Source organism: Criibacterium bergeronii, from assembly GCF_001693775.2.
Lineage (GTDB): Bacteria > Bacillota > Clostridia > Peptostreptococcales > Filifactoraceae > Peptoanaerobacter > Peptoanaerobacter bergeronii.
Map to the genome: position 1 here is coordinate 1 of NZ_MBEW02000017.1, position 20,125 is coordinate 20,125.

Annotated in this window: 18 protein-coding genes; 15 read left to right on the plus strand and 3 right to left on the minus strand. The window is 32.5% G+C overall.

Annotation, left to right across the window (positions count from 1 at the left end; all coding sequences use genetic code 11):
• Positions 1-75: 75 nt before the first annotated feature.
• Positions 76-399 carry a DsrE family protein gene (locus BBG48_RS07500; protein WP_068913239.1) on the plus strand — a complete coding sequence of 108 codons (324 nt, stop codon included), beginning with the start codon at positions 76-78 and terminating at the stop codon, positions 397-399.
• A gap of 120 nt (positions 400-519) precedes the next feature.
• Positions 520-1,362 carry a 3-hydroxybutyryl-CoA dehydrogenase gene (locus tag BBG48_RS07505; protein WP_068913237.1) on the plus strand — a complete coding sequence of 281 codons (843 nt, stop codon included), beginning with the start codon at positions 520-522 and terminating at the stop codon, positions 1,360-1,362.
• Between the two features lie 210 nt (positions 1,363-1,572).
• On the opposite strand, the gene BBG48_RS07510 is transcribed toward BBG48_RS07505, so the two are convergent.
• From BBG48_RS07510 to BBG48_RS07520, 3 genes are read right to left on the minus strand one after another with little or no spacing between them, the layout of a single operon-like run.
• Positions 1,573-2,472, minus strand: coding sequence for a carbohydrate kinase family protein (locus BBG48_RS07510; RefSeq protein WP_068913236.1), 900 nt, complete (start codon positions 2,470-2,472; stop codon positions 1,573-1,575).
• Positions 2,473-2,525: 53 nt separating this feature from the next.
• Entirely contained in the window at positions 2,526-3,179 is a 654-nt protein-coding gene (trhA, locus tag BBG48_RS07515) for a PAQR family membrane homeostasis protein TrhA (RefSeq protein WP_068913234.1), read from the minus strand.
• Positions 3,176-3,640, minus strand: a complete 465-nt coding sequence (locus tag BBG48_RS07520; protein WP_068913232.1) for a DUF1836 domain-containing protein — start codon at positions 3,638-3,640, stop codon at positions 3,176-3,178. Before BBG48_RS07520 ends, trhA begins: the two co-directional genes overlap by 4 nt.
• Positions 3,641-3,814: 174 nt before the next feature.
• On the opposite strand from BBG48_RS07520, the gene rsmI reads away from it, so the two are divergent.
• From rsmI to BBG48_RS07585, 13 genes are all read left to right on the plus strand, one after another.
• Positions 3,815-4,639, plus strand: coding sequence for a 16S rRNA (cytidine(1402)-2'-O)-methyltransferase (gene rsmI / locus BBG48_RS07525; RefSeq protein WP_068913230.1), 825 nt, complete (start codon positions 3,815-3,817; stop codon positions 4,637-4,639).
• A gap of 34 nt (positions 4,640-4,673) precedes the next feature.
• Positions 4,674-5,339, plus strand: a complete 666-nt coding sequence (locus BBG48_RS07530) for a hypothetical protein (RefSeq protein WP_068913229.1) — start codon at positions 4,674-4,676, stop codon at positions 5,337-5,339.
• Positions 5,336-6,181, plus strand: coding sequence for a DUF6734 family protein (locus BBG48_RS07535; RefSeq protein ID WP_068913227.1), 846 nt, complete (start codon positions 5,336-5,338; stop codon positions 6,179-6,181). The genes BBG48_RS07530 and BBG48_RS07535 overlap by 4 nt, the downstream gene beginning before the upstream one ends.
• A 159-nt stretch (positions 6,182-6,340) precedes the next feature.
• Positions 6,341-7,234, plus strand: coding sequence for a polyprenyl synthetase family protein (locus BBG48_RS07540; protein ID WP_068913225.1), 894 nt, complete (start codon positions 6,341-6,343; stop codon positions 7,232-7,234).
• A gap of 14 nt (positions 7,235-7,248) precedes the next feature.
• Positions 7,249-9,114: a 1-deoxy-D-xylulose-5-phosphate synthase gene (dxs, locus tag BBG48_RS07545; RefSeq protein WP_068913223.1), complete on the plus strand. Its 1,866-nt coding sequence runs from the start codon at positions 7,249-7,251 to the stop codon at positions 9,112-9,114.
• A gap of 94 nt (positions 9,115-9,208) precedes the next feature.
• Complete coding sequence (locus BBG48_RS07550; RefSeq protein ID WP_068913221.1) at positions 9,209-9,997, plus strand: TlyA family RNA methyltransferase; 789 nt, start codon at positions 9,209-9,211, stop codon at positions 9,995-9,997.
• Positions 9,998-10,008: 11 nt separating this feature from the next.
• Positions 10,009-11,691 carry a DNA repair protein RecN gene (recN, locus tag BBG48_RS07555; RefSeq protein ID WP_068913219.1) on the plus strand — a complete coding sequence of 561 codons (1,683 nt, stop codon included), beginning with the start codon at positions 10,009-10,011 and terminating at the stop codon, positions 11,689-11,691.
• A gap of 67 nt (positions 11,692-11,758) precedes the next feature.
• Entirely contained in the window at positions 11,759-12,310 is a 552-nt protein-coding gene (locus tag BBG48_RS07560; protein ID WP_068913217.1) for an NUDIX hydrolase, read from the plus strand.
• Between the two features lie 11 nt (positions 12,311-12,321).
• Positions 12,322-13,686: a bifunctional UDP-N-acetylglucosamine diphosphorylase/glucosamine-1-phosphate N-acetyltransferase GlmU gene (gene glmU / locus BBG48_RS07565; RefSeq protein ID WP_068913215.1), complete on the plus strand. Its 1,365-nt coding sequence runs from the start codon at positions 12,322-12,324 to the stop codon at positions 13,684-13,686.
• Between the two features lie 51 nt (positions 13,687-13,737).
• Entirely contained in the window at positions 13,738-14,691 is a 954-nt protein-coding gene (locus BBG48_RS07570; RefSeq protein ID WP_068913213.1) for a ribose-phosphate diphosphokinase, read from the plus strand.
• 16 nt (positions 14,692-14,707) lie between these two features.
• A complete protein-coding gene (gene pth / locus BBG48_RS07575) occupies positions 14,708-15,268 on the plus strand; it encodes an aminoacyl-tRNA hydrolase (RefSeq protein ID WP_068913211.1) in 561 nt (186 codons plus the stop codon).
• Between the two features lie 10 nt (positions 15,269-15,278).
• On the plus strand, positions 15,279-18,650 hold the full coding sequence (gene mfd / locus BBG48_RS07580) for a transcription-repair coupling factor (RefSeq protein WP_068913210.1): 3,372 nt from the start codon (positions 15,279-15,281) through the stop codon (positions 18,648-18,650).
• A gap of 79 nt (positions 18,651-18,729) precedes the next feature.
• Positions 18,730-19,884: a peptidylprolyl isomerase gene (locus BBG48_RS07585; protein ID WP_068913208.1), complete on the plus strand. Its 1,155-nt coding sequence runs from the start codon at positions 18,730-18,732 to the stop codon at positions 19,882-19,884.
• Positions 19,885-20,125: the final 241 nt, after the last annotated feature.

Consider the following 20,125-nt stretch of genomic DNA (forward strand, 5'->3'; position numbering starts at 1 on the left):
CGGAACTGACAAAACTAATAGAAGCAGAAAAAGAAAAAGCTGAAAGTAAATAACAGTAAATTGAGGAGAATGACTATGAATGTAATATTTCATGTTGTAGAAGCAGAAAAGTGGACAGCAACACTTGATAATGCAAGAGATATACTATCTAGAGAGCCACAGGCGAATATAGAAATAATAGCAATGTCTAAAGCTGCTGGACTATTTGGGTCATATAGTGGACAATCTTTTGAAGGACTGATTGGAAATCCAAGAGTTAAATTTGTAATTGGAACTAAGGGACTTATAGAAAATAATTTAACCAAGGAACTTCTTCCTCAAGGCATAGAAGTTGAAGAGTCTGCGATTACAAGAATAGCAAGGCTACAGACGCAAGGGTATGCTTATATTAGACTATAGAATAAAGTAAAATATTTTGATATAATATTTTTATAAAATTTTCAAAATAGTTTTATTACTTACTAAATAGATATTATGTAAGTTGAAAAATAAAAAGTATAAAAATTAGGGAGGCAATCAATGAAAGTAGCAGTAATAGGCTCAGGAGTAATGGGCTCAGGAATAGCTCAGGTTATGGCAAAAGGAAATCAAGTTATAATTAGAGATATAGCACCTCAGGCACTAGAAAAAGCACAAGCAAGCATCAAAAAAAATCTTGAAAAGATTGTTTCTAAGGGTAAAATGACTCAAGAAGAAATGGATACAACTATAGGAAATATATCTACATCATCAGATATTAACGATATAAAAGATTGTGATTTAGTCATAGAAGCCGCAACAGAAAATGAAAAAGTAAAACTTGCAATATTCAAAGAGCTTGATGAAATTTGCGATGCAAAAACAATACTTGCATCTAACACATCTTCATTATCTATAACTGCAATTGGTGCAGCAACAAAAAGACCTGAAAAAGTAATAGGAATGCACTTCTTTAACCCAGTACCAATGATGGCACTTGTAGAAGTTATAAAAGGCAAGATGACCGATGATGAAACTAACAGCAAAATAGTTGAATTATCTAAAGTAATAGGAAAAACTCCGGTACAAGTAGAAGAAGGACCTGGATTTGTAGTAAACAGAATATTAATACCAATGATAAATGAAGCAGTTGGTATCTTAGCTGATGGCTTAGCAACTCCAGAAGATATAGACACAGCTATGAAACTTGGTGCAAACCATCCAATGGGACCTCTAGCTTTAGGAGATTTAGTAGGTTGGGATGTATGCCTTGCAATAATGGAAGTGCTTTATAATGAATTTGGAGATACTAAATACAGACCACATCCAATGATGAGAAAATTAGTTCGCTCAGGTCAATTAGGAAGAAAAACAGGTAAGGGTATCTACGATTACAGCAAATAAATTTTAATACTAAAATCCAAGAGGTTACTTTATTTATATTTCTAGTTATACTCTAAAATTTGTGCGAAAGAACTTAACCAATACAGCTGGATTTTAAATTGTTGTAATAGTCAATAGTATGAAAATAATAAAACTTGTTATATGAAAATAAAATGGACCATTTGATGTAGACTTTTAATTAGTCTACTTCGATTGGTCCATTTTATAAATCTATAACAAGTCTTTTTTTAGCTCTTTAAATTCAGATTTTGGTAAATCAGTACCACTTATACTTACGATTTTTGAGGCGACCTTATTAGCAAAGGCTACTGATTTTTTCATGTCATTTCCTGCGCAAAGTGATGATATAAGTCCTCCTGCGTGTGAGTCGCCAGCTCCTATGGTATCTACTACAACAGATTTAATAGGTTCAAGAAAAGTTTTTATTTTGCCATCAAAATAAAATGCTCCATCTTTGCCACAGGTCACTACGATTATATTTTTTATTTTTTTGTAGAGTTTATTTAATGAAACGTCAATATCGTCATTTGCTCCAAGCTCTTTTAATTCTTTTTCGTTTAAATGTAAAATAGGAGAAACTTCAAAAATTTTATCCATCAATGATTTTTTTATAAGCTTTACCCTTGGACCGGGACAAAAAATTATTTGACCTTTAAAACTTTTAAGTGAACCTACTAATTCTTCTCCATCCTTGTCCTCTACTTCCAAGCCACATACATATATGTATGAGTAAGAGTTTAAGTCAAGATTTTCTAGCCAAGACTTATTAAATCTATATTCTGCACCATGATAGGAGATAAAACTTCTTTCACCGCCGTTTTCTACTATACAGTAACAACAGCCATTTGTAAGCTCTGTATATATGCTGGTGTGAATATTTTTTTCTTTTAGTTTATTTTTTACAAAATCTCCGTATATTCCTTGACCAACTGGGGATATAAAGTCATAAGGAATATCTAAATTGTGAAGTATGGAGACTACGTTGTAGGCACATCCTCCAAGATTAATATTTTGTGATTTAGCGTGCTCATCTTCACTGGTTTTTGGCATTTTATCCACATAAATCATTATGTCGCAGACTGTTGAGCCAATAATTAATGCTTTTTTCATTTAGAGGCCTCTTTAAATATAATTCATTTACATAAGATATTATACCATCTAAATCAACTGATTAGATAAAAATAATAACTGAAAAAATGAATTATTGCCGCTCCTAGTACAAAAAAGTGCCAAACTATATGATAAACCGGGTTTTTGCTTTTATAAAATATTGTGCCGACAGTGTATAATAATCCGCCTAATACTAATAATATTATAAATTTAACAGATTTTTCTAATAGCAGTGGTTTGAAAATTATTATAGCAAACCAGCCCATGGCTATATACAAAATTACAGATATTTTTTTATATTTGTCATAGGAATTGTGAGTAATTATCTTAAATATTGTACCTCCTAATGCAAGTAGCCATATTGAGCAAAGTAGTAAAATACGCATATTTCCTGAGAAAATTGATGTTATAACAGGTGTATAAGAGCCGGCGATGAATAAAAATATTGCTGTATGGTCAAATATCCTTGCAAAAGCCTTTATTTTTTTGTTAAATGTGGCGTGATATATTGTGCTTGTCAAAAACATCAGTATAAAAAATGCTCCGTACACTATAAAGCTAGGTAGGTTTTTACTGCCTATTAATAGTGATTTGTTAATCATAAGTGTTAAAAAAACTATTCCAAGCACCACGCCTGCAAAATGTGACAAGGTATTAAATGTTTCTATAACTAAGCTTTTTGCATCAAATTCATAGGTTTTCATCATTTGACCTCTTTAGTAGATAAATAATTTTTTACATAGATATTATTGGCGATTGATTTTGTGGCACAAGAAAGATAGGTATTAATATCGGTATTGTGTATGGATTTTTCTTCTTTTACGGTAGACACGTCTTTTTCTATTAAATCGCAAAACATATCGTAGGATTTTTCATAATCATAAATGGCAAGCATTAGGCTAATGCCTTTTTTTATTTCATCAATGGTGAAGATTTGTTTTAAAAGCGTTATTACAATTACGCTTGCTAAGTGCTGTTTGGTGTACTTTTTCTTTTCCGGCTTTGGGATAATTTTATTTTTTACATAATTATTTACCATTGCCATGGTAATTGTCGCATCGTTTGGATTTAAAAAAATTTCCAGCTCAGCTTTGGCAATACTGCATAGCTGGTCATTATATAATGGGAAATCAGGTAAATGCTCCCATCTTGTAAGATTTGTTTTCATTTATTTATACCTATAAAAATATTTAAAGTAATATCTAGTTTTAATAACTAGTATAATTCATTTACAAAATTAGTTCAAGGGAGATTTATAAATTTTTTAAACTATATTTTAAATGTGATTTTATTTATAATGTGGTATAATAATAATCAAGAATATGAATAAAAGGAGTATATCATGTTATATATCTGTCCTACTCCTATAGGCAATCTTCAGGACATAACTATAAGAACCTTGGAGACTTTAAAAAGTGTAGACGAAATTTATTGTGAGGATACTAGAAACACAATAAAATTATTAAATCACTACGAAATATCAAAACCGCTTTATTCCATGCACGAGCATAATGAAAATGAAAAATCCGAAGAAATAATAAATAAATTGTCTTTAGGAAAAAATATTGCCTATGTCAGCGATGCTGGTATGCCCGGCATATCAGACCCTGGTGCAATACTTATCAGATATTGTATAAAAAATGGTGCAGAGTTTACTACTTTGCCAGGAGCCAGTGCGTTTGTAGTGGCATTAGTTAGCAGTGGGTTAGATACAGCGGGATTTTTTTTCAAAGGCTTTTTAGATAGAAATAATGGCAAAAAAAAGCAGGAATTAAGAGAGCTTAGCGAATACAAAAATACAGTTATAATATATGAGTCTCCTAATAGGACTGCAAGCACTATAAAAAGCATCTATGAAATTTTTGGAGACAGGAATGTAGTTATTGCAAGAGAAATCAGTAAAAAATTTGAGGAATATATAAGAGGAAGTCTACGTCAAGTAAATGAGCAGCTTGAAAAAGGCGACTTAGGGATAAAAGGCGAGGTAATAATCCTAGTAGAGGGTAAAAAAGAGATTAAAGAGCAAATCAGCGAAAAAGACATACTTAATGAGCTTGAAAAAAATATTAAGCTTGGTTTGTCTCAAAAGGATGCAATAAAGGTTACCGCATCAAATTTAAAGGTTTCAAAAAATACAGTGTATAGCTTATCTATTAATAATAATTAATAGTTTATTTTCATTTAAAGGGATGGATATGTGTATGTCTGTAAAAAATAATTTTATATCCTATAGTAAATTGGTGAAATCGTCACTAAAAAATTATCTTTCTTGTAGAAATGTTGTCTATTCTAATGAAGTAAAAGGGATAGAAGAAATATTCCTTGGGAAAAGTATTATTAATAAATTAAAAAATACTAAGGTAAAATATAAGTTTAGCCTGATAGATAATTTTTTAAAAATGAAATCATTTTTGCAAACGGATTTAGCTCTGTTAAATGAAAATAAAACAAGTGACCTAAACTGCAAAACCAACCCATTTAGACAACATTATTCATTTAATACATCTTTTGGGGTATCAGGTTCATATACTTCATTTAGTTCACATAATTCTTACAGTTATAACAGCTCTTACGGGTTATACACCTCACTTGTAAATGTAAATTCATATAAAAAATCATATTCACCCTCTTATGGTTCGTTTAGTTATTATGCAAACAGCTATAATTACAAATATAAAAGCTTTGCCGGAAGCTCTGAGACATATGCACAAGAAGTTTTAAATGATGAGAATTACTTTGAAAAAAGCAAGGTGGAGTTAATAAAAAAAATTGATGTAAGAGCGGAATATAAAAATGAATATTTGTATAGAGCGTCAAATATAAAGCAAGAATTTTTTGTGATGGGTTATGGACTGGAGCTGATATGATAGAGCAAGGTGGATTAAGAGCATTTAACACTGTATGGAGTAGACCGACAAATCTAAAAGAGGACTTCATGATTAGGGATTATGATTTATTAGTTACAGCTTTATCTGCGTTAAATTGGAGAAAAAATAATGGCAAGATAACATTATTTGCTGATAAATATGCCACCAACTATTTTAATAGGCTAAATATGCTTAGCCTTTGGGACAAGGTTGAGGAAATACCTTATGATTTAGGTATAAACCCAAAAATGTACTGGGCTGGGGCGAAATTATTTGCTCTAAAAAAAATGCAAGCTCCATGCGTCATGATGGATACAGATATGATAGTGTGGCAAAATCTACAAAATATTTTGAATTCAGACATTTGCTCAGCCCATAGTGAGCCACTTATCACTGAGGTATACAAGCCTAAGGAGTATTTTAAAATGAAGGAGGCTTTTGACTTTGATGAGTTGTCGTTTAACGTTTATGCCTCAAATACAGCCATATTATATATAGCCGACATGGACTTCAAAAAATATTATACCGATTTAGCAATTGAGTTTATGCAAAAATCTGAGGACGTGGACGATACACTCAGCTACATGGTATTTGCAGAGCAAAGGCTATTATCAATGTGTGCTTACAAAAAAAATAAACAAATTAAGTATATACTGGAATTTCCAAAGGCTATAGGAAACCAACAGCTCTTGACCCATATTTGGGGTTATAAAAAAATACTTGCAGAGAATACTTACGAAAAAATGAAGTTTTGTAAAAGAACAGTTAAAAGATTAAGAAATGATTTTTATGAAGAAACTGAAAAGTTTTTGGCAAATGATATTTTTAAAAGATATATGTAAAATTTAGATGTTTACTAAACTTAGCGTTAATATTAATTCAAAAAAATCTCACAAATTTTACATTTATTTAATATTTGTGATATAATCTATGGGTTGTCGAAACTAATTATTTATATTAATAAGGCAATTAGAATTAAAATTTTTAAAAAATGGTGGGACATGGATAGAATTGAAAGGCTAAAAAAGGACGCTGCTGTAATAGAAGATAGGATAAAAAAGCTGCTGGATATTCATTTGAAATATTCCGGTATCATAATTGACGCTATGAAATATTCTTCCCTTTCCGGAGGCAAAAGGCTAAGACCAAGTCTGTTTTTAGAGCTTTTAAGAGCCTGCAATGTCTATGAAGAAAAATATTTAGATATAGCGTGTGCAATCGAATTTATTCATACCTATTCATTGATACATGATGACTTGCCGGCTATGGATAATGACGACTATAGGAGAGGGACACTCACCTCTCACAAAAAGTTTGGAGAAAATATAGCGATTTTAGCAGGTGATGCCTTGCTAAATTTTGCGTATGAAATTTTACTGAGATTTATCTGCGAAAATAATGGAGAAAACCAAAATGTTGCTAGAGCCTGCTTATATATAGCTAATAATTCAGGCATTTATGGCATGATTGGTGGGCAAGTAAGCGATGTGACCACAGAAAAAAAAGATATAGAAACAGAGCAACTAGTTTATATACATGAACACAAGACGGCAAAATTGATAGAGGCATCTATTGTATCGGCTGCGATGCTGTCAAACCTTTCTGAGCAACAAATCAAACATTTTGAAAACTATGCAAGAAATCTTGGCTTGGCTTTTCAGATTTCCGATGATATTTTAGATGTTGTAGGCGATACAAAAAAATTGGGTAAATCTATAGGTAAAGATGTCGCTGAAGGGAAAAATACATTCCCAAAATATTATGGAATAAACAAATCTATAGATATACTTTTGCAGCACATTAAAGAATGTAAGGACGCATTAAAAGCAACAAACATTCCTAATCTTGATTTTTTTGAACAAACTGCTGATTATTTGTCACAGCGTAATAGCTGATTATAGGTAATAAAATGTATAAATACTTAGATAAAATCAATTCACCAAGGGATTTACAAAATTTAAATTCAGAAGAAATTAGACACTTAGCCAAAGATATAAGAGTGTTTTTAGTGCAAAACGTGTCAAAAACCGGCGGGCACTTAGCGTCAAATTTGGGCGTAGTGGAGCTTACACTTGCTATACATTCTGTATTTGATACAAGCAAGGACAAAGTAATATTTGACGTTGGGCATCAAAGCTATGTGCATAAAATACTCACAGGCAGAAAAGATAGATTTGATACTCTAAGACAATTAGATGGACTTAGCGGTTTTCCAAAAACAACAGAGAGTATTCATGACGCATTTAACACAGGGCATAGCTCCACATCTATTTCTGCCGGTATTGGTATGGCACTTGCAAAGAATTTGACGGGAGAGGACTATAATGTCGTCTGTTTAATCGGAGACAGCTCACTAGGTAGTGGACTGGCATTAGAAGGCTTAAACTTTATAGGGCATAGTAAGCTTGATATGCTAATAATATTAAATGACAACGAAATGTCCATAGAAAAAAACGTTGGAGCATTGTCAAGAAACCTTAGCCGTTTAAGAGTAAACAACAACTATAGAAATTTATCGGATAATGTAAAAAGTGTACTATCCAGTCTACCATATCTAGGCGACTCAGCGGTAAGCGTGGTAAAAGGCTTAAAGGATGGCTTTAAAAATATTGTTGTGCCGGGAGCTTTATTTAACGAGCTGGGCATAAACTATTTTGGACCTGTAAACGGGCATAATTACGATGAATTAGTAAACGCTTTGGTACAAATGAAAAGAATTAAAGGGCCAAAGATTTTACACGTAAAAACAATAAAAGGCAGAGGATATAAATTTGCACAGCAGGACCCTACCACCTATCATGGAGTAGGGAGTTTTGACGTGTCAAAAAAAATTGAACCATATAATAAAGAAAGCTTTTCTGATGTAGTGGGCAAGAGCCTAGTTAAAATATTTGAGCAAGACGAAAAAGCAGTAGCTATTTGTGCCGCCATGATAAAGGGGACAGGACTTGATTGCTTAAAACAAGCGTACCCTAATAGAGTAATAGATGTCGGCATGGAAGAGTCAAATGCAGTGACAATAGCAGCAGGACTTGCTATATCAGGACTTAAACCATACGTTGCGATATATTCCACATTTTTGCAAAGAGCTTATGACCAAATACTTCACGATGTCTGCTTGCAAAATTTACCTGTAACATTTTTGGTAGATAGAGCAGGAGTAGTAGGAGAAGATGGCGAAACCCACAACGGTGTATACGATATAAGCTATTTTAGCACTATGCCAAATATTGAGATTTATTCCCCAAAAGATGCTATAGAAACGGAAAAATTGATGCTTGCTATGCAAGATAAAAATTGTCCGGTAGCCATCAGATTTCAAAAAGGAATAAGCTACAATTTGGGATTTGACAAAAACAGCGATGATACAGCAAGCTGGGAAATAATTTCAGACAAAGGCAACAGCTCCTTGCTTGCAAGCGGAAAAATGCTAAGTATAGCTTTAAATGTGCAGCAAAAGCTAAAAAGCGTATATGACATAAAAATTAAGGTTATAAATACTCGTAGACTAAGACCGCTAGATATGCAGGCTATGGAAAAAATAGAAAATGATAAATATATCTTCACCATGGAAGATGGCGTACTACCGGGAGGACTTTTCCCTGAAGTATCCATGTATTTTGTAGAAAAAAAACAATCCCCTAAGCTGTATCCGTTTGGATTTTCAAATGAGCCTATAGCTCAGGGCAAGGTTGAGCAAATATATGAAAGATATGATTTAACACCGGATAAAATCGCATATAAAATAAATCAAATTATGAATTCAAAATTATGAATTCAATATAAAATTAAATTTTATATTGAAAAATTTGATAAAGTTGATAAAATCATTTAATGGAAATTTAATTAACAAAAATTCAGGTAAATATATGAAAAAAAGAATTGACCTTCTTTTGGTTGAACAGGGTTTTTATGATACAAGACATAAGGCACAGGTAAATATAATGGCTGGAAATGTCTATGCTGATGGAGTTCTTACTGACAAGGCAGGGGCACTTGTGGATGAAAAATGTAAAATAACAATCAAACAGGAGCTTGTACCATATGTTGGAAGAGGCGGTCTAAAGCTGGAAAAAGCCTTAGAAGTATTTAATATAAAGCTAGACTCTAAAATTTGTATGGACGTAGGAGCATCTACAGGAGGCTTTACGGATTGTATGCTGCAAAACGGAGCAAAAAAAGTTTATGCAATTGACGTGGGATACAATCAGTTGGCGTACAAGCTTAGAATTGACCAAAGAGTAGTCTGCATGGAAAGGACAAACTTTAGATATATAGAAAATGAAAAAGTGCCGGATAAAATAGAGTTTGCCACAGTTGACGTGTCATTTATTTCACTGACAAAAATCTTACCAAAATTAAAAGAACTTATGGCACAAGATTACGAAATAGTAACCCTAATAAAACCACAGTTTGAGTCAAAAAGACAAGAAGTTAACAAAGGAATAATCAAAGATGAAAAAATACATAAAAGAGTTATAAAAGAAATAGTTGATTTTGCAGGTGAAATTGGAATTGTAGCTGATAAAATCACATTTTCTCCTATAACAGGTCAAAAAGGTAACATAGAGTACCTTGCACATTTTGTTGACAAAGGCATTAGTTTGACTACTAAAGACATTGATAAAGCAGTAGAGGAATCTCACGCAAATTTTTAGGTAGGGAGTATATGCTTAAGCAGATATATATACAAGATTTTGCTTTGATTGACACCTTGGAGTTAGAGCTAGAGGATGGGTTTACAGTATTTACCGGAGAAACAGGCTCAGGAAAATCAATACTTATAGACGCAATTTCCTTTGCACTGGGAAAAAGAGCAGATAAGAGTTTCATTAGAAGAGGAAAAGAAAAGTCTACAATTGAGCTTACCTTTTTTTTAAGTGAGCAACTGATAGAGCTGATAAAACCTATTTTTGATGAGCTTGATTTGGATTTGGAAACCGGAGTGCTAAGTATAAGACGTCAGATATACAGTGACGGGAAAAGCATATCTAAAATAAATTCAAAAAATGTTACCATGAGCAATCTAAGACTTATTGCGTCATATTTGGCAAATATCCATGGACAAAATGAGTTTAATGAATTGGATGAGCAAAACCATATAAACATTTTGGACTCATATATAAAAATCAAAGAAAAACAAGATTATATTACCTATGTAAATTTATACAAAGAATTTATTTACAAGAAAAAAGAGTACGAAAAACTAAAAAGCGAATTTAACAAAGACGACAATCAGACAAAATTAGAAATAGTAAACCACAAAATAGAAGAAATAGAGTCCTTAAAACTAAAAAAAGGTGAAGACGAGAAAATAAGCTCACAACTTGAAATTGCCGAACAATCGGAGAAAATAAACAACACCATCAATGGTTTATACCAAGAGCTTTATTCAAATTCATCAAATATAATGAAAACTCTTAAAAGATACACAGAAGAATTTGAAGAGCTTTCGCACTTGGACAAAAAGTTAGCAGCTATCCATGAAAAATTAAATAATGAATACTATAATTTAGAAGAAATAGTCTATGATTTAAGAGACAATATGGGTAGATATGAGTACGAAGACAACTCCAAAGAAGAATTGGAAAACAGGTACAATCAGATAAACTATGTATTTTCAAAATATGCTCAAGGCTATGACGAGCTGATGAAATATCTAAAAGCTTTAAAAAATAAAGTCTATGAGCTTGAAAATATGGAAATAAGACTAAAAGCTTTAAAACAAGAACTGACTCAGCTACATGAACAAGTACAAATTTACTCAAAAAAGCTGACTGAAATTAGAAAAGACAACATCCCAAAGCTTGAACAGCAAATAATAAAAGAGCTAGACACTCTAGGCATTGGAGATACAGCATTTAAAATAGACATAAGCTATGCAGACAGCTTTAATCAAAAAGGCAGAGATAAAATTTTATTTTTAGTATCCTTTAATAAAGGTGAAGAAATAAAACCATTTTCAAAAGTAGCCTCCGGTGGTGAAATATCAAGATTTATGCTTGCATTAAAAAATGTAATCAGCTCAGATTTTGAAAAAACTATGATTTTTGATGAAATAGACACAGGTATAAGTGGACTGGCAAGCGAAAGAGTTGGAAGAAAATTAAAAAATATTTCATCAAAAAGACAGGTTTTGTGTATAACCCATCAAGCACAAATAGCGTCCTTTGCGAAAAATCATATAGAAGTATATAAGACAGAGGAAAATGGAAGTACATTTACAAGAGCAGAGGTCTTAGATAAAACAGGCAGGGTTAAACAAATAGCTCAAATGATGGACTCAAGACAAGACTCTATAAAAGCATTGGAGCACGCAAAGGAGCTAGTTGAAAAAAATTCAAAAAATTAAACTGGAATATTGAAAAATAACTAATCTTCATTTATATTTAAGCAAATATTTTGTTGGAGGTAAATTTTTGACTACAGAAGATTATAAAAATGAGACAATGGAGCCGGTAATCTCTGAAAAGAAGATATATACCGGAAAATATATCTCATTAAAAGTGCAGACAGTAGAAAAATCATCAGGCTATACTCAAAGAGAGATAATAACACATCCGGGTACTTTATGCTTAATTTTATTGACTGATGAAAACAAGCTAGTGATGAATAGAATATACAGAAAAGCCGCCGAGACATTTTCTTTAGAAGTCCTCAGCAGGCAGGTAAGAGCCTCAGAAAGTTATTTTGATACCATAATCAACGAGGCACAAAAAAATCTCGGATATGAAGTTATAGATTTAACACCGATTTATAATAATTATGCGTCTATAAACTATAGTACGGAAAAAGTCTATACCTTTATTGCAAAGGGTAAGAAAATCAAAGATGTTGTAGCTCCTTTCGATGTCCAAATATTAGAGGTTGGCTTGGATGAGCTTTTGGATGATAAGTATAGCCGAGAAATAATTGACTCAAAAACAGTATTAGCAATAAATTATTTAAAAAGCAACAAGGATAATTTTTAAAAGGAGCTTACATGAAATTACAAACAGTAGTGTTGTGTGCTGGCAAAGGCACAAGAATGCACACAGAAAAAGCGAAGGTAATGCACGAGCTGATGGGAAGACCTATGCTGGAGTATATTTACAATCTTTCTGTAGAGCTGACGGACGAAAAACCGGTATTTGTTGTAGGTCATAAAAAAGAACAAATAATTAATTATTTTGGCGACAAAGCAGTCTATGTAGACCAAGAGCAGCAGCTTGGCACAGGGCACGCAATAATGCTTGCAAAGGACAAACTAAAGGACAATTGTAATGTATTAATTACTTGTGGAGATACACCGTTACTAAGAGCAGCTACTATCAAAAGTATAGTTGATACTGTTGATGATAAGACAGATGCAGTAATAGTTAGCAGCTTTTTAGACGAACCGTTCGGCTATGGAAGAATAGTAAAAGATGACGAAGGCAATTTTGTTAAAATAGTTGAGCAAAAAGATGCCACAGTTGATGAATTATCAATAAAAGAAGTTAATTCAGGAATATATTTTATAAAATCCGATTTGATTAGAAAATATATTGATAAATTGAGCAATGATAATTCACAAAAAGAATATTATTTAACAGATATATTTAAACTTCTTAGACAAGATAATTACAATATAAAAACCTTTAGAATAAAATCCCAAGAGATACTTGGCGTAAATACGAGAATTCAGCTTGAGCAAGCAAGACGTACCATGCAGGCACGCATAAATCAGCGTCATATGGAAGACGGAGTAACGATTATAAATGCAAGTGACGTATATATTGAAGACACCGTAGAAATTGGTACAGATACAATAATTTATCCGGGAAATTATTTGTCAGGCAACACAAAAATTGGGAATAATTGCATACTTTATCCTGACAATGAAATACAAAACTCAGTAATAGGAGACAATGTCACGATTAAAAAATCCTATATAGAACAAAGTACAGTAAATGATGCTTGCCAAATCGGACCATATTCACATCTTAGACCTGAGGCAAAATTAGACAAAAATGTTAAGGTGGGCAACTTTGTAGAAATAAAAAAAGCAAGCCTTGGCGAAGGTACAAAGGCAAACCACTTGGCTTATGTAGGAGATGGAGAAGTAGGTAAAAATGTCAACATAGGCTGCGGAGTAATATTTGTTAATTATGACGGCAAGAGAAAGTTCAAATCAATAGTAAAAGACAACGCATTTATAGGTTCAAATTCAAATCTTGTTGCACCAGTCACAGTCGAGGAAAAGGGGTATGTAGCTACAGGCTCTACAATAACAGAAGATGTACCGGCACAAAGTCTTGCAGTTGCAAGAGCTAGACAGGTAGTAAAAGAAGGCTGGACAAGAAAAAGTAAGCTATTAGATAAATAAATTTATTTAATATAAACTGTATTTATAAAATTAATTTTTTTGGAGGATTAAATGAACACTGGTGGAACTGAGATGGAAATCTTCGCAGGAAATTCCAATATAAAACTAGCCACTGCTATAGCAGACGAATTAGGCTTGCCATTGGGAGATGCAGAAGTATCAAAGTTTAGCGATGGAGAAATTGTAGTCAATATTAAAGAAACCGTCAGAGGTAAGGAATTATTTATTATCCAATCTACATCTGCTCCAACAGATAGCAATTTGATGGAATTACTAATTATGATAGATGCTTGCAAAAGAGCATCAGCAGGCAGAATTAATGCAGTAATCCCTTACTATGGATATGCTAGACAAGACAGAAAAGCAAAGGCAAGAGACCCAATCACAGCAAAACTAGTTGCAAATTTAATTACCACAGCCGGTGCTGACAGAGTAATATCCATGGACCTTCACGCAGCACAGATACAAGGATATTTTGATATACCTGTAGACCATCTGCTTGGCGGACCAATCCTTGCAAATGTGTTTAAAGAAAAATTTGCAGGTAGAGACGATATAGTCATAGCATCTCCGGACCTTGGGTCAGTTACAAGAGCTAGAAAATTTGCCGATGTTTTAGGAGTTGGCATAGCTATTATTGATAAGAGAAGACCAAAACCAAATGTATCAGAAGTAATGAATATCATTGGTGAAGTAAAAGATAAAACTGTAATAATTGTCGATGATATGATAGATACAGCAGGCACACTGGTAAACGGTGCAAACGCACTGATGAATGCAGGAGCAAATGAAATATATGGTTGTTGCACACACGCTGTATTTTCAGGTGAGGCAATACCAAGATTGCAAAACTCATGCATGAAAGAAATAGTGGTACTAGATACAATAGAATTACCAAAAGAAAAACAAATAGATAAGATTAAAACAGTTAGCGTTGCACCTGTATTTGCAAAAGCTATAAGAAAAATCTATAACAACGAATCAATAAGCACAATATTTGGTTAAAAGAACGGAATTATTTATGTATGTAATTGTAGGACTTGGAAATCCGGGATTAAAATATTCACAGAGCCGACATAATGTCGGCTTTATGTGCATGGATTTTCTTAGCGAAAAATTGGGAATAAAAATTGACAAAATAAAATTTAAAGCACTCATTGGTGAAGGCAATTATAATGGTGAAAAAGTAATACTTGTAAAACCGCAGACCTTCATGAATTTAAGTGGTGAAAGTGTACAAGCAATCGTGAACTTTTATAAAGTGCCACACCAAAATCTTTTTGTAGTATATGATGACATAGATATAGACCTAGGCAAGCTTAGGATTAGAAAGCAAGGCAGCTCAGGAACTCATAATGGAATGAGAAATATTATATATTTACTTGGCTTTGACGATTTCCCAAGGTTTAGGATAGGAGTGTCAAAACCGCAAAATATGGATTTAGCAGATTTTGTTTTATCAGGTTTTTCAAAAGAGGAACAAAAAATATTAATAGAAACGTTAAATAAATGCTCAGATGCTTGTCTTAATGCTATAACTGATGGGATAGACAGTGCTATGAATAACTTCAACATTAGGTAGGAGAAATGCTTTGCAAAAATTTTATGATTATATAGAACAAAAACCTAAATATGAGGACATAAAAAAATCTATTAATAATCAGGAATTTCCGTTACTTGTAAATGGAGTTTCACTGGAAAATATTGCTTTTTTTGCTGATTATAATAAGTATATCACCCATAAAAAGACAGTAATAATACTTAGAGACTTGCACATGGCGAGACAAGTCTATCAGGACTTGTCAAAGTTTAATAATAAAGTGCTTTTTTTGCAAACGGATGAGCTAAGGCTATATTTTGTAGAGGCAAATGATAGACAAAATGAATACATGAGGATAACCACTCTCAAGAAAATATATCAAGGTGATTTTGACTTTCTTGTGGTTGGAGTAGCATCATTTTTAAGAAAGTATATGCCTAAAAAATATTACAAGCAAAATAAAATTGATATCGATATGAGCTCTAAAATCGATACCGATGAATTATCCAAAAAACTTGTAAAATTAGGCTATGAGCGTACACCAAAGGTTGAGGCAAAGGCAGAATTCAGTATAAGAGGTTCGATAATAGATATATTTTCGCCGGACTTTGCCAATCCTGTAAGAATAGAGCTTTTTGATGATGAAGTTGACTCCATCAGATATTTTGATATTTTTTCTCAGGTTTCAATAAGTAAAATTGAAAAAATTTCTGTAATAAATTGTAGAGAATATATATATCCTGATGAAAGTGAAAGAATTGATGAGTTATCCAATTTATTAGAAGAAGATATTTCACAGGATATTAAAGCTGAGATTGAAAAATTGCAGTCAAAAACCTATTTTACAGGCATGGAAAAATATCTTGACTATATATATGATGAAGAGGATTTGAGCCTGTTTCAATTCTTAGACGACTGCAATTTTATTTTGTATGAGCCAAATCAAGTAGTTGAGATGTATGAAAGCATTTATTATCAATTTATACAAAATTACGAGACCTTTAGAGACAAAAATCTTGCAATAGAAGAGTATAAAAATATTTTTTATACCAAAGAAGACTTTGTGTATAAATTAGAAAAGACAAATTTAATATTAATTACTGAAATTTTTTCAACAATTAAAAAATTAAAACCAAAGAAAATATCCGATATAAATGCCAAAGCCTCTCCAAAATACAGAGGGGATTTAGTGCATTTAGTAGAGGACATAAAATATTTTAAAAGTAAAAATACAAAAATATTAATTTCTCTTTACGATAAAGATGCAGTTAAAAATTTAGAAAAAGCATTAAATGAAAATGACATCACTGTAAAAGTGATAGAAAATCAAGACTTTGATGTGAACAATTTTGATATATTTTTGACAAAAGATGGTAAAAATAGGGGAATATATCTGCAAGATGCAGACTTTTTGTATCTTACAAATAATGACATCTTCATGCGTGTTTCTAGACCAAAGCCTAAGAAAAATGCTGTAAAAAGCCAAAAAATCAATAGCTTTATAGAGCTTAAAAAAGGTGATATAGTAGTTCACGAAACCTATGGTATAGGTAGATTTTCTGCCATTGAACAAAGAGAAAATAACGGTGTTACCAAAGACTTTATAAAAATTGTGTATAAAGATGGCGACACTATTTATGTGCCTATAAATCAGATGGACAAGGTACAAAAATATATAGGTACAGCCTCTGATAAAGTCACTTTAAGCAAGCTTGGCTCAACAAGTTGGAAAAAACAAAAAACTAAAGCTCAAAAAGCGGTAGAGGAAATTGCAAAATATTTAGTTGAGCTTTATAGTATAAGAGAACACAAAAAAGGCTACGCATTTTCCAAAGATACATTTTGGCAAAGAGAATTTGAGTCGCTGTTTCCATTTGAAGAAACTCCTGACCAGCTAAAAGCCATTGAAGATATAAAATGCGACATGGAAAGTCAAAAGCCAATGGATAGGCTTGTGTGCGGAGATGTTGGTTATGGTAAGACGGAGGTAGCTCTTAGAGCAATTTTTAAAGCTGTAATGGACCAAAAGCAAGTTGCATTTTTAGTGCCAACTACTATTTTGGCGGAGCAACACTTTAAGACTTTAAGTGAGAGATTTGAAAATTATCCTATTACTGTTGACTCACTCAGCAGATTTAAGACAAAAAAGCAGCAGAATTTGGTAGTTGAGGGAGTAAAAGCCGGTACGATTGATGTGGTAGTGGGCACTCACAGAATTTTGTCAAAGGATATGTCTTTTAAGGACTTAGGTCTTTTAGTGATAGACGAAGAGCAAAGATTTGGGGTAAAGGATAAAGAGAAAATCAAGCAGTTAAAAAATAATGTAGACGTGTTGACTTTAACCGCCACACCGATACCAAGGACATTAAATATGTCGTTATCAGGCATAAGAGATATGTCCACTTTAGAGACACCTCCAAATGATAGACATCCAATAGCTACTTATGTGACGGAGGCATTAGATGGTATAATAGTAGATGCTATCCAAAGAGAAATAATGAGAAACGGACAGGTGTATTTTGTATACAATGTGGTGCATGACATTGACAGAATTAAAAAGTATCTTAATACATTGATGCCGGATTTGAGGATTGCTGTTGCACATGGACAAATGAATTCAAATGAGCTTGAGGACATTATGATAGATTTTATGGACAAAAAATATGATTTACTTTTATGCACCACTATCATAGAAACCGGCATGGACATTTCAAATGTTAATACCATTATCATTTATAATGCAGACAAGATGGGTATATCACAACTTTATCAGCTAAGAGGCAGAGTAGGTAGGTCATCAAGACAATCCTACGCCTACCTTTTGTATGAAAAGGATAAAGTTTTGACAGAGGTAGCCTCTAAAAGATTAAAGACCATAAAAGAATTCACAGAATTTGGCAGTGGCTTTAAGATAGCTATGATGGATTTGGAAATAAGAGGCTCAGGAAATCTGCTTGGAGAGTCACAGTCCGGTCACATCGAAGAAGTAGGCTACGATTTATATATAAAAATGCTCAACAAGGCGTTTAATGCTCTTAAGGGAGTTAAGGAAGAAGAAAAAACTCAAACTGAGGTATATCTTAACGTGGACGCTTATATACCTGATAATTATATACAAGATGAGCTACAAAAAATCGAAATTTACAAAAAGATTGCCTCTATTGAGGACAAAGAGGATTATTTTGGAGTTCAGTCAGAAATTGAGGATAGGTTCTCAGATATACCTGAGTCTGTAGAAAATCTGCTTAAAATTTCAAGAATTAGAAGTCTTGGAGAAAGAATAGGCATAGATAAAATTTCACAAAATGGCGTGTATGTAATTTATTCAGGAGCAAAACAGAAATTAAAACAAAGAGTTGAAAAAGACTCACCTCAGAGCCTGCTGAAAAATGTAATAAGCTTTTTGGAAAAATTAGCAGGTTAAAGATTTATAAAGGTTATATTGATAACATTATGTTATTATTATATAAATAAAACAATACAACAATTTTAAGGAGAAAAAAATGAAAAGAATTTTAAAATCTGCCTTAGCAGTATTATTGGCTTTGACTGTTGCAGCTTGTGGAAGTAAGTCAGGTAAGGCTATAGCTACGGTTAATGGAGAAAATATTACTTACTCAAGGTATGTTCAAGAATTAGCATTGTTTAAATCTCAAATACAAATGCAGTTTGGTGACTCAATTTGGTCACAGACCTTCCCCGGAAGTGATGAAACATTTTTACAAAATCTAAAGACACAAATCTTAGACAATCTAGTTGTAAACACATTGCTCAAACAAGAGGCTGAAAAAGCCGGACTTAAATTAGATGAAGCAAAATACAACGAAGCAGTTAAACAAACTCTTGATGGCATGAATAAAGATGAAATGCTAAAAAAATACTACGAAGATAATAAAATCAACGAAGAATATATAAAACAAATGATAAAGGAAAGTATGCTTGCTCAGGCATATCATGACGATTACATTTCAAAAAATGCAGCAACAGAGGACGAAATAAAAAAATATTATGAAGACAACAAGGCTACTCAGTTCACAGACGAACAGGTAAAGGCATCTCACATATTGATAAAAACTCAAGACCAAGATGGAAATCCATTACCACAAGACCAGCAAGATGCAGCAAAAGCCAAGATAGATGATATAGCAAAAAAAATAAAGGCTGGAGAAAGCTTTGAAGCATTGGCTAAAGAATTTTCACAAGATGGCAGCAAGGACAATGGAGGGGATTTAGGTTACTTTAGAAAAAATGAAATGGTACCTGAATTTGAACAAAAAGCCTTCTCTATGAACGTAGGTGAAATTTCAGAACCTGTTAAGACACAATATGGTTACCATTTAATAAAATTGACTGATAAAAAATCTTCTACACCAACTTTAGAAGAAGTGAAAGACTCAATAAAATCAACGATTGAAGAAAAGAAATTTTCTGATTATCTAACTAAGTTAAAAGACGATAAAGAAAAAGTTAAAAAGAGCGAAGATTTATTAAAAGATGCTGAAAAAGATATAAAAGAAGATGCACTAAAACAAGAACCAGCAGCAGATAAAAATGCAACAAAGGACGAAACTTCTAAAGAACAAACAAAAGACGCTGCAAAAGACGCACCGGCAACTGAACAAAAAGAAACAGACAAGACTGAAAGTAAAGCAAAATAAGTATAATAAAGCTTGAATTTATAGAGGTGTTGTCATGATATTTTTTGCAATAATATTTACAATTTTAGGCGGAATTCTTGGAGCATTTCTAAAACTGGTTTCATTTTTAAAGAAAAGAAGTAAAGTGTAACAAGGGTACGAAGTTGGTGTTCAATTTCAGGTATGTTTTTTTAAATTTTTTGAATAAAAATTTGCTTTGTAGGGGCGAACTTTGTTCGCCCGTAAATTGTTATTAATAAAT

What these genes read in the sequence shown, in the direction of transcription:
- BBG48_RS07500 (WP_068913239.1), top strand. Translation starts at nt 76, where the DNA reads ATGAATGTAATATTTCATGTTGTAGAAGCAGAAAAGTGGACAGCAACA.
- BBG48_RS07505 (WP_068913237.1), top strand. Translation starts at nt 520, where the DNA reads ATGAAAGTAGCAGTAATAGGCTCAGGAGTAATGGGCTCAGGAATAGCT.
- BBG48_RS07510 (WP_068913236.1), bottom strand. Translation starts at nt 2,472, where the DNA reads ATGAAAAAAGCATTAATTATTGGCTCAACAGTCTGCGACATAATGATT.
- trhA (WP_068913234.1), bottom strand. Translation starts at nt 3,179, where the DNA reads ATGATGAAAACCTATGAATTTGATGCAAAAAGCTTAGTTATAGAAACA.
- BBG48_RS07520 (WP_068913232.1), bottom strand. Translation starts at nt 3,640, where the DNA reads ATGAAAACAAATCTTACAAGATGGGAGCATTTACCTGATTTCCCATTA.
- rsmI (WP_068913230.1), top strand. Translation starts at nt 3,815, where the DNA reads ATGTTATATATCTGTCCTACTCCTATAGGCAATCTTCAGGACATAACT.
- BBG48_RS07530 (WP_068913229.1), top strand. Translation starts at nt 4,674, where the DNA reads ATGTCTGTAAAAAATAATTTTATATCCTATAGTAAATTGGTGAAATCG.
- BBG48_RS07535 (WP_068913227.1), top strand. Translation starts at nt 5,336, where the DNA reads ATGATAGAGCAAGGTGGATTAAGAGCATTTAACACTGTATGGAGTAGA.
- BBG48_RS07540 (WP_068913225.1), top strand. Translation starts at nt 6,341, where the DNA reads ATGGATAGAATTGAAAGGCTAAAAAAGGACGCTGCTGTAATAGAAGAT.
- dxs (WP_068913223.1), top strand. Translation starts at nt 7,249, where the DNA reads ATGTATAAATACTTAGATAAAATCAATTCACCAAGGGATTTACAAAAT.
- BBG48_RS07550 (WP_068913221.1), top strand. Translation starts at nt 9,209, where the DNA reads ATGAAAAAAAGAATTGACCTTCTTTTGGTTGAACAGGGTTTTTATGAT.
- recN (WP_068913219.1), top strand. Translation starts at nt 10,009, where the DNA reads ATGCTTAAGCAGATATATATACAAGATTTTGCTTTGATTGACACCTTG.
- glmU (WP_068913215.1), top strand. Translation starts at nt 12,322, where the DNA reads ATGAAATTACAAACAGTAGTGTTGTGTGCTGGCAAAGGCACAAGAATG.
- BBG48_RS07570 (WP_068913213.1), top strand. Translation starts at nt 13,738, where the DNA reads ATGAACACTGGTGGAACTGAGATGGAAATCTTCGCAGGAAATTCCAAT.
- pth (WP_068913211.1), top strand. Translation starts at nt 14,708, where the DNA reads ATGTATGTAATTGTAGGACTTGGAAATCCGGGATTAAAATATTCACAG.
- BBG48_RS07585 (WP_068913208.1), top strand. Translation starts at nt 18,730, where the DNA reads ATGAAAAGAATTTTAAAATCTGCCTTAGCAGTATTATTGGCTTTGACT.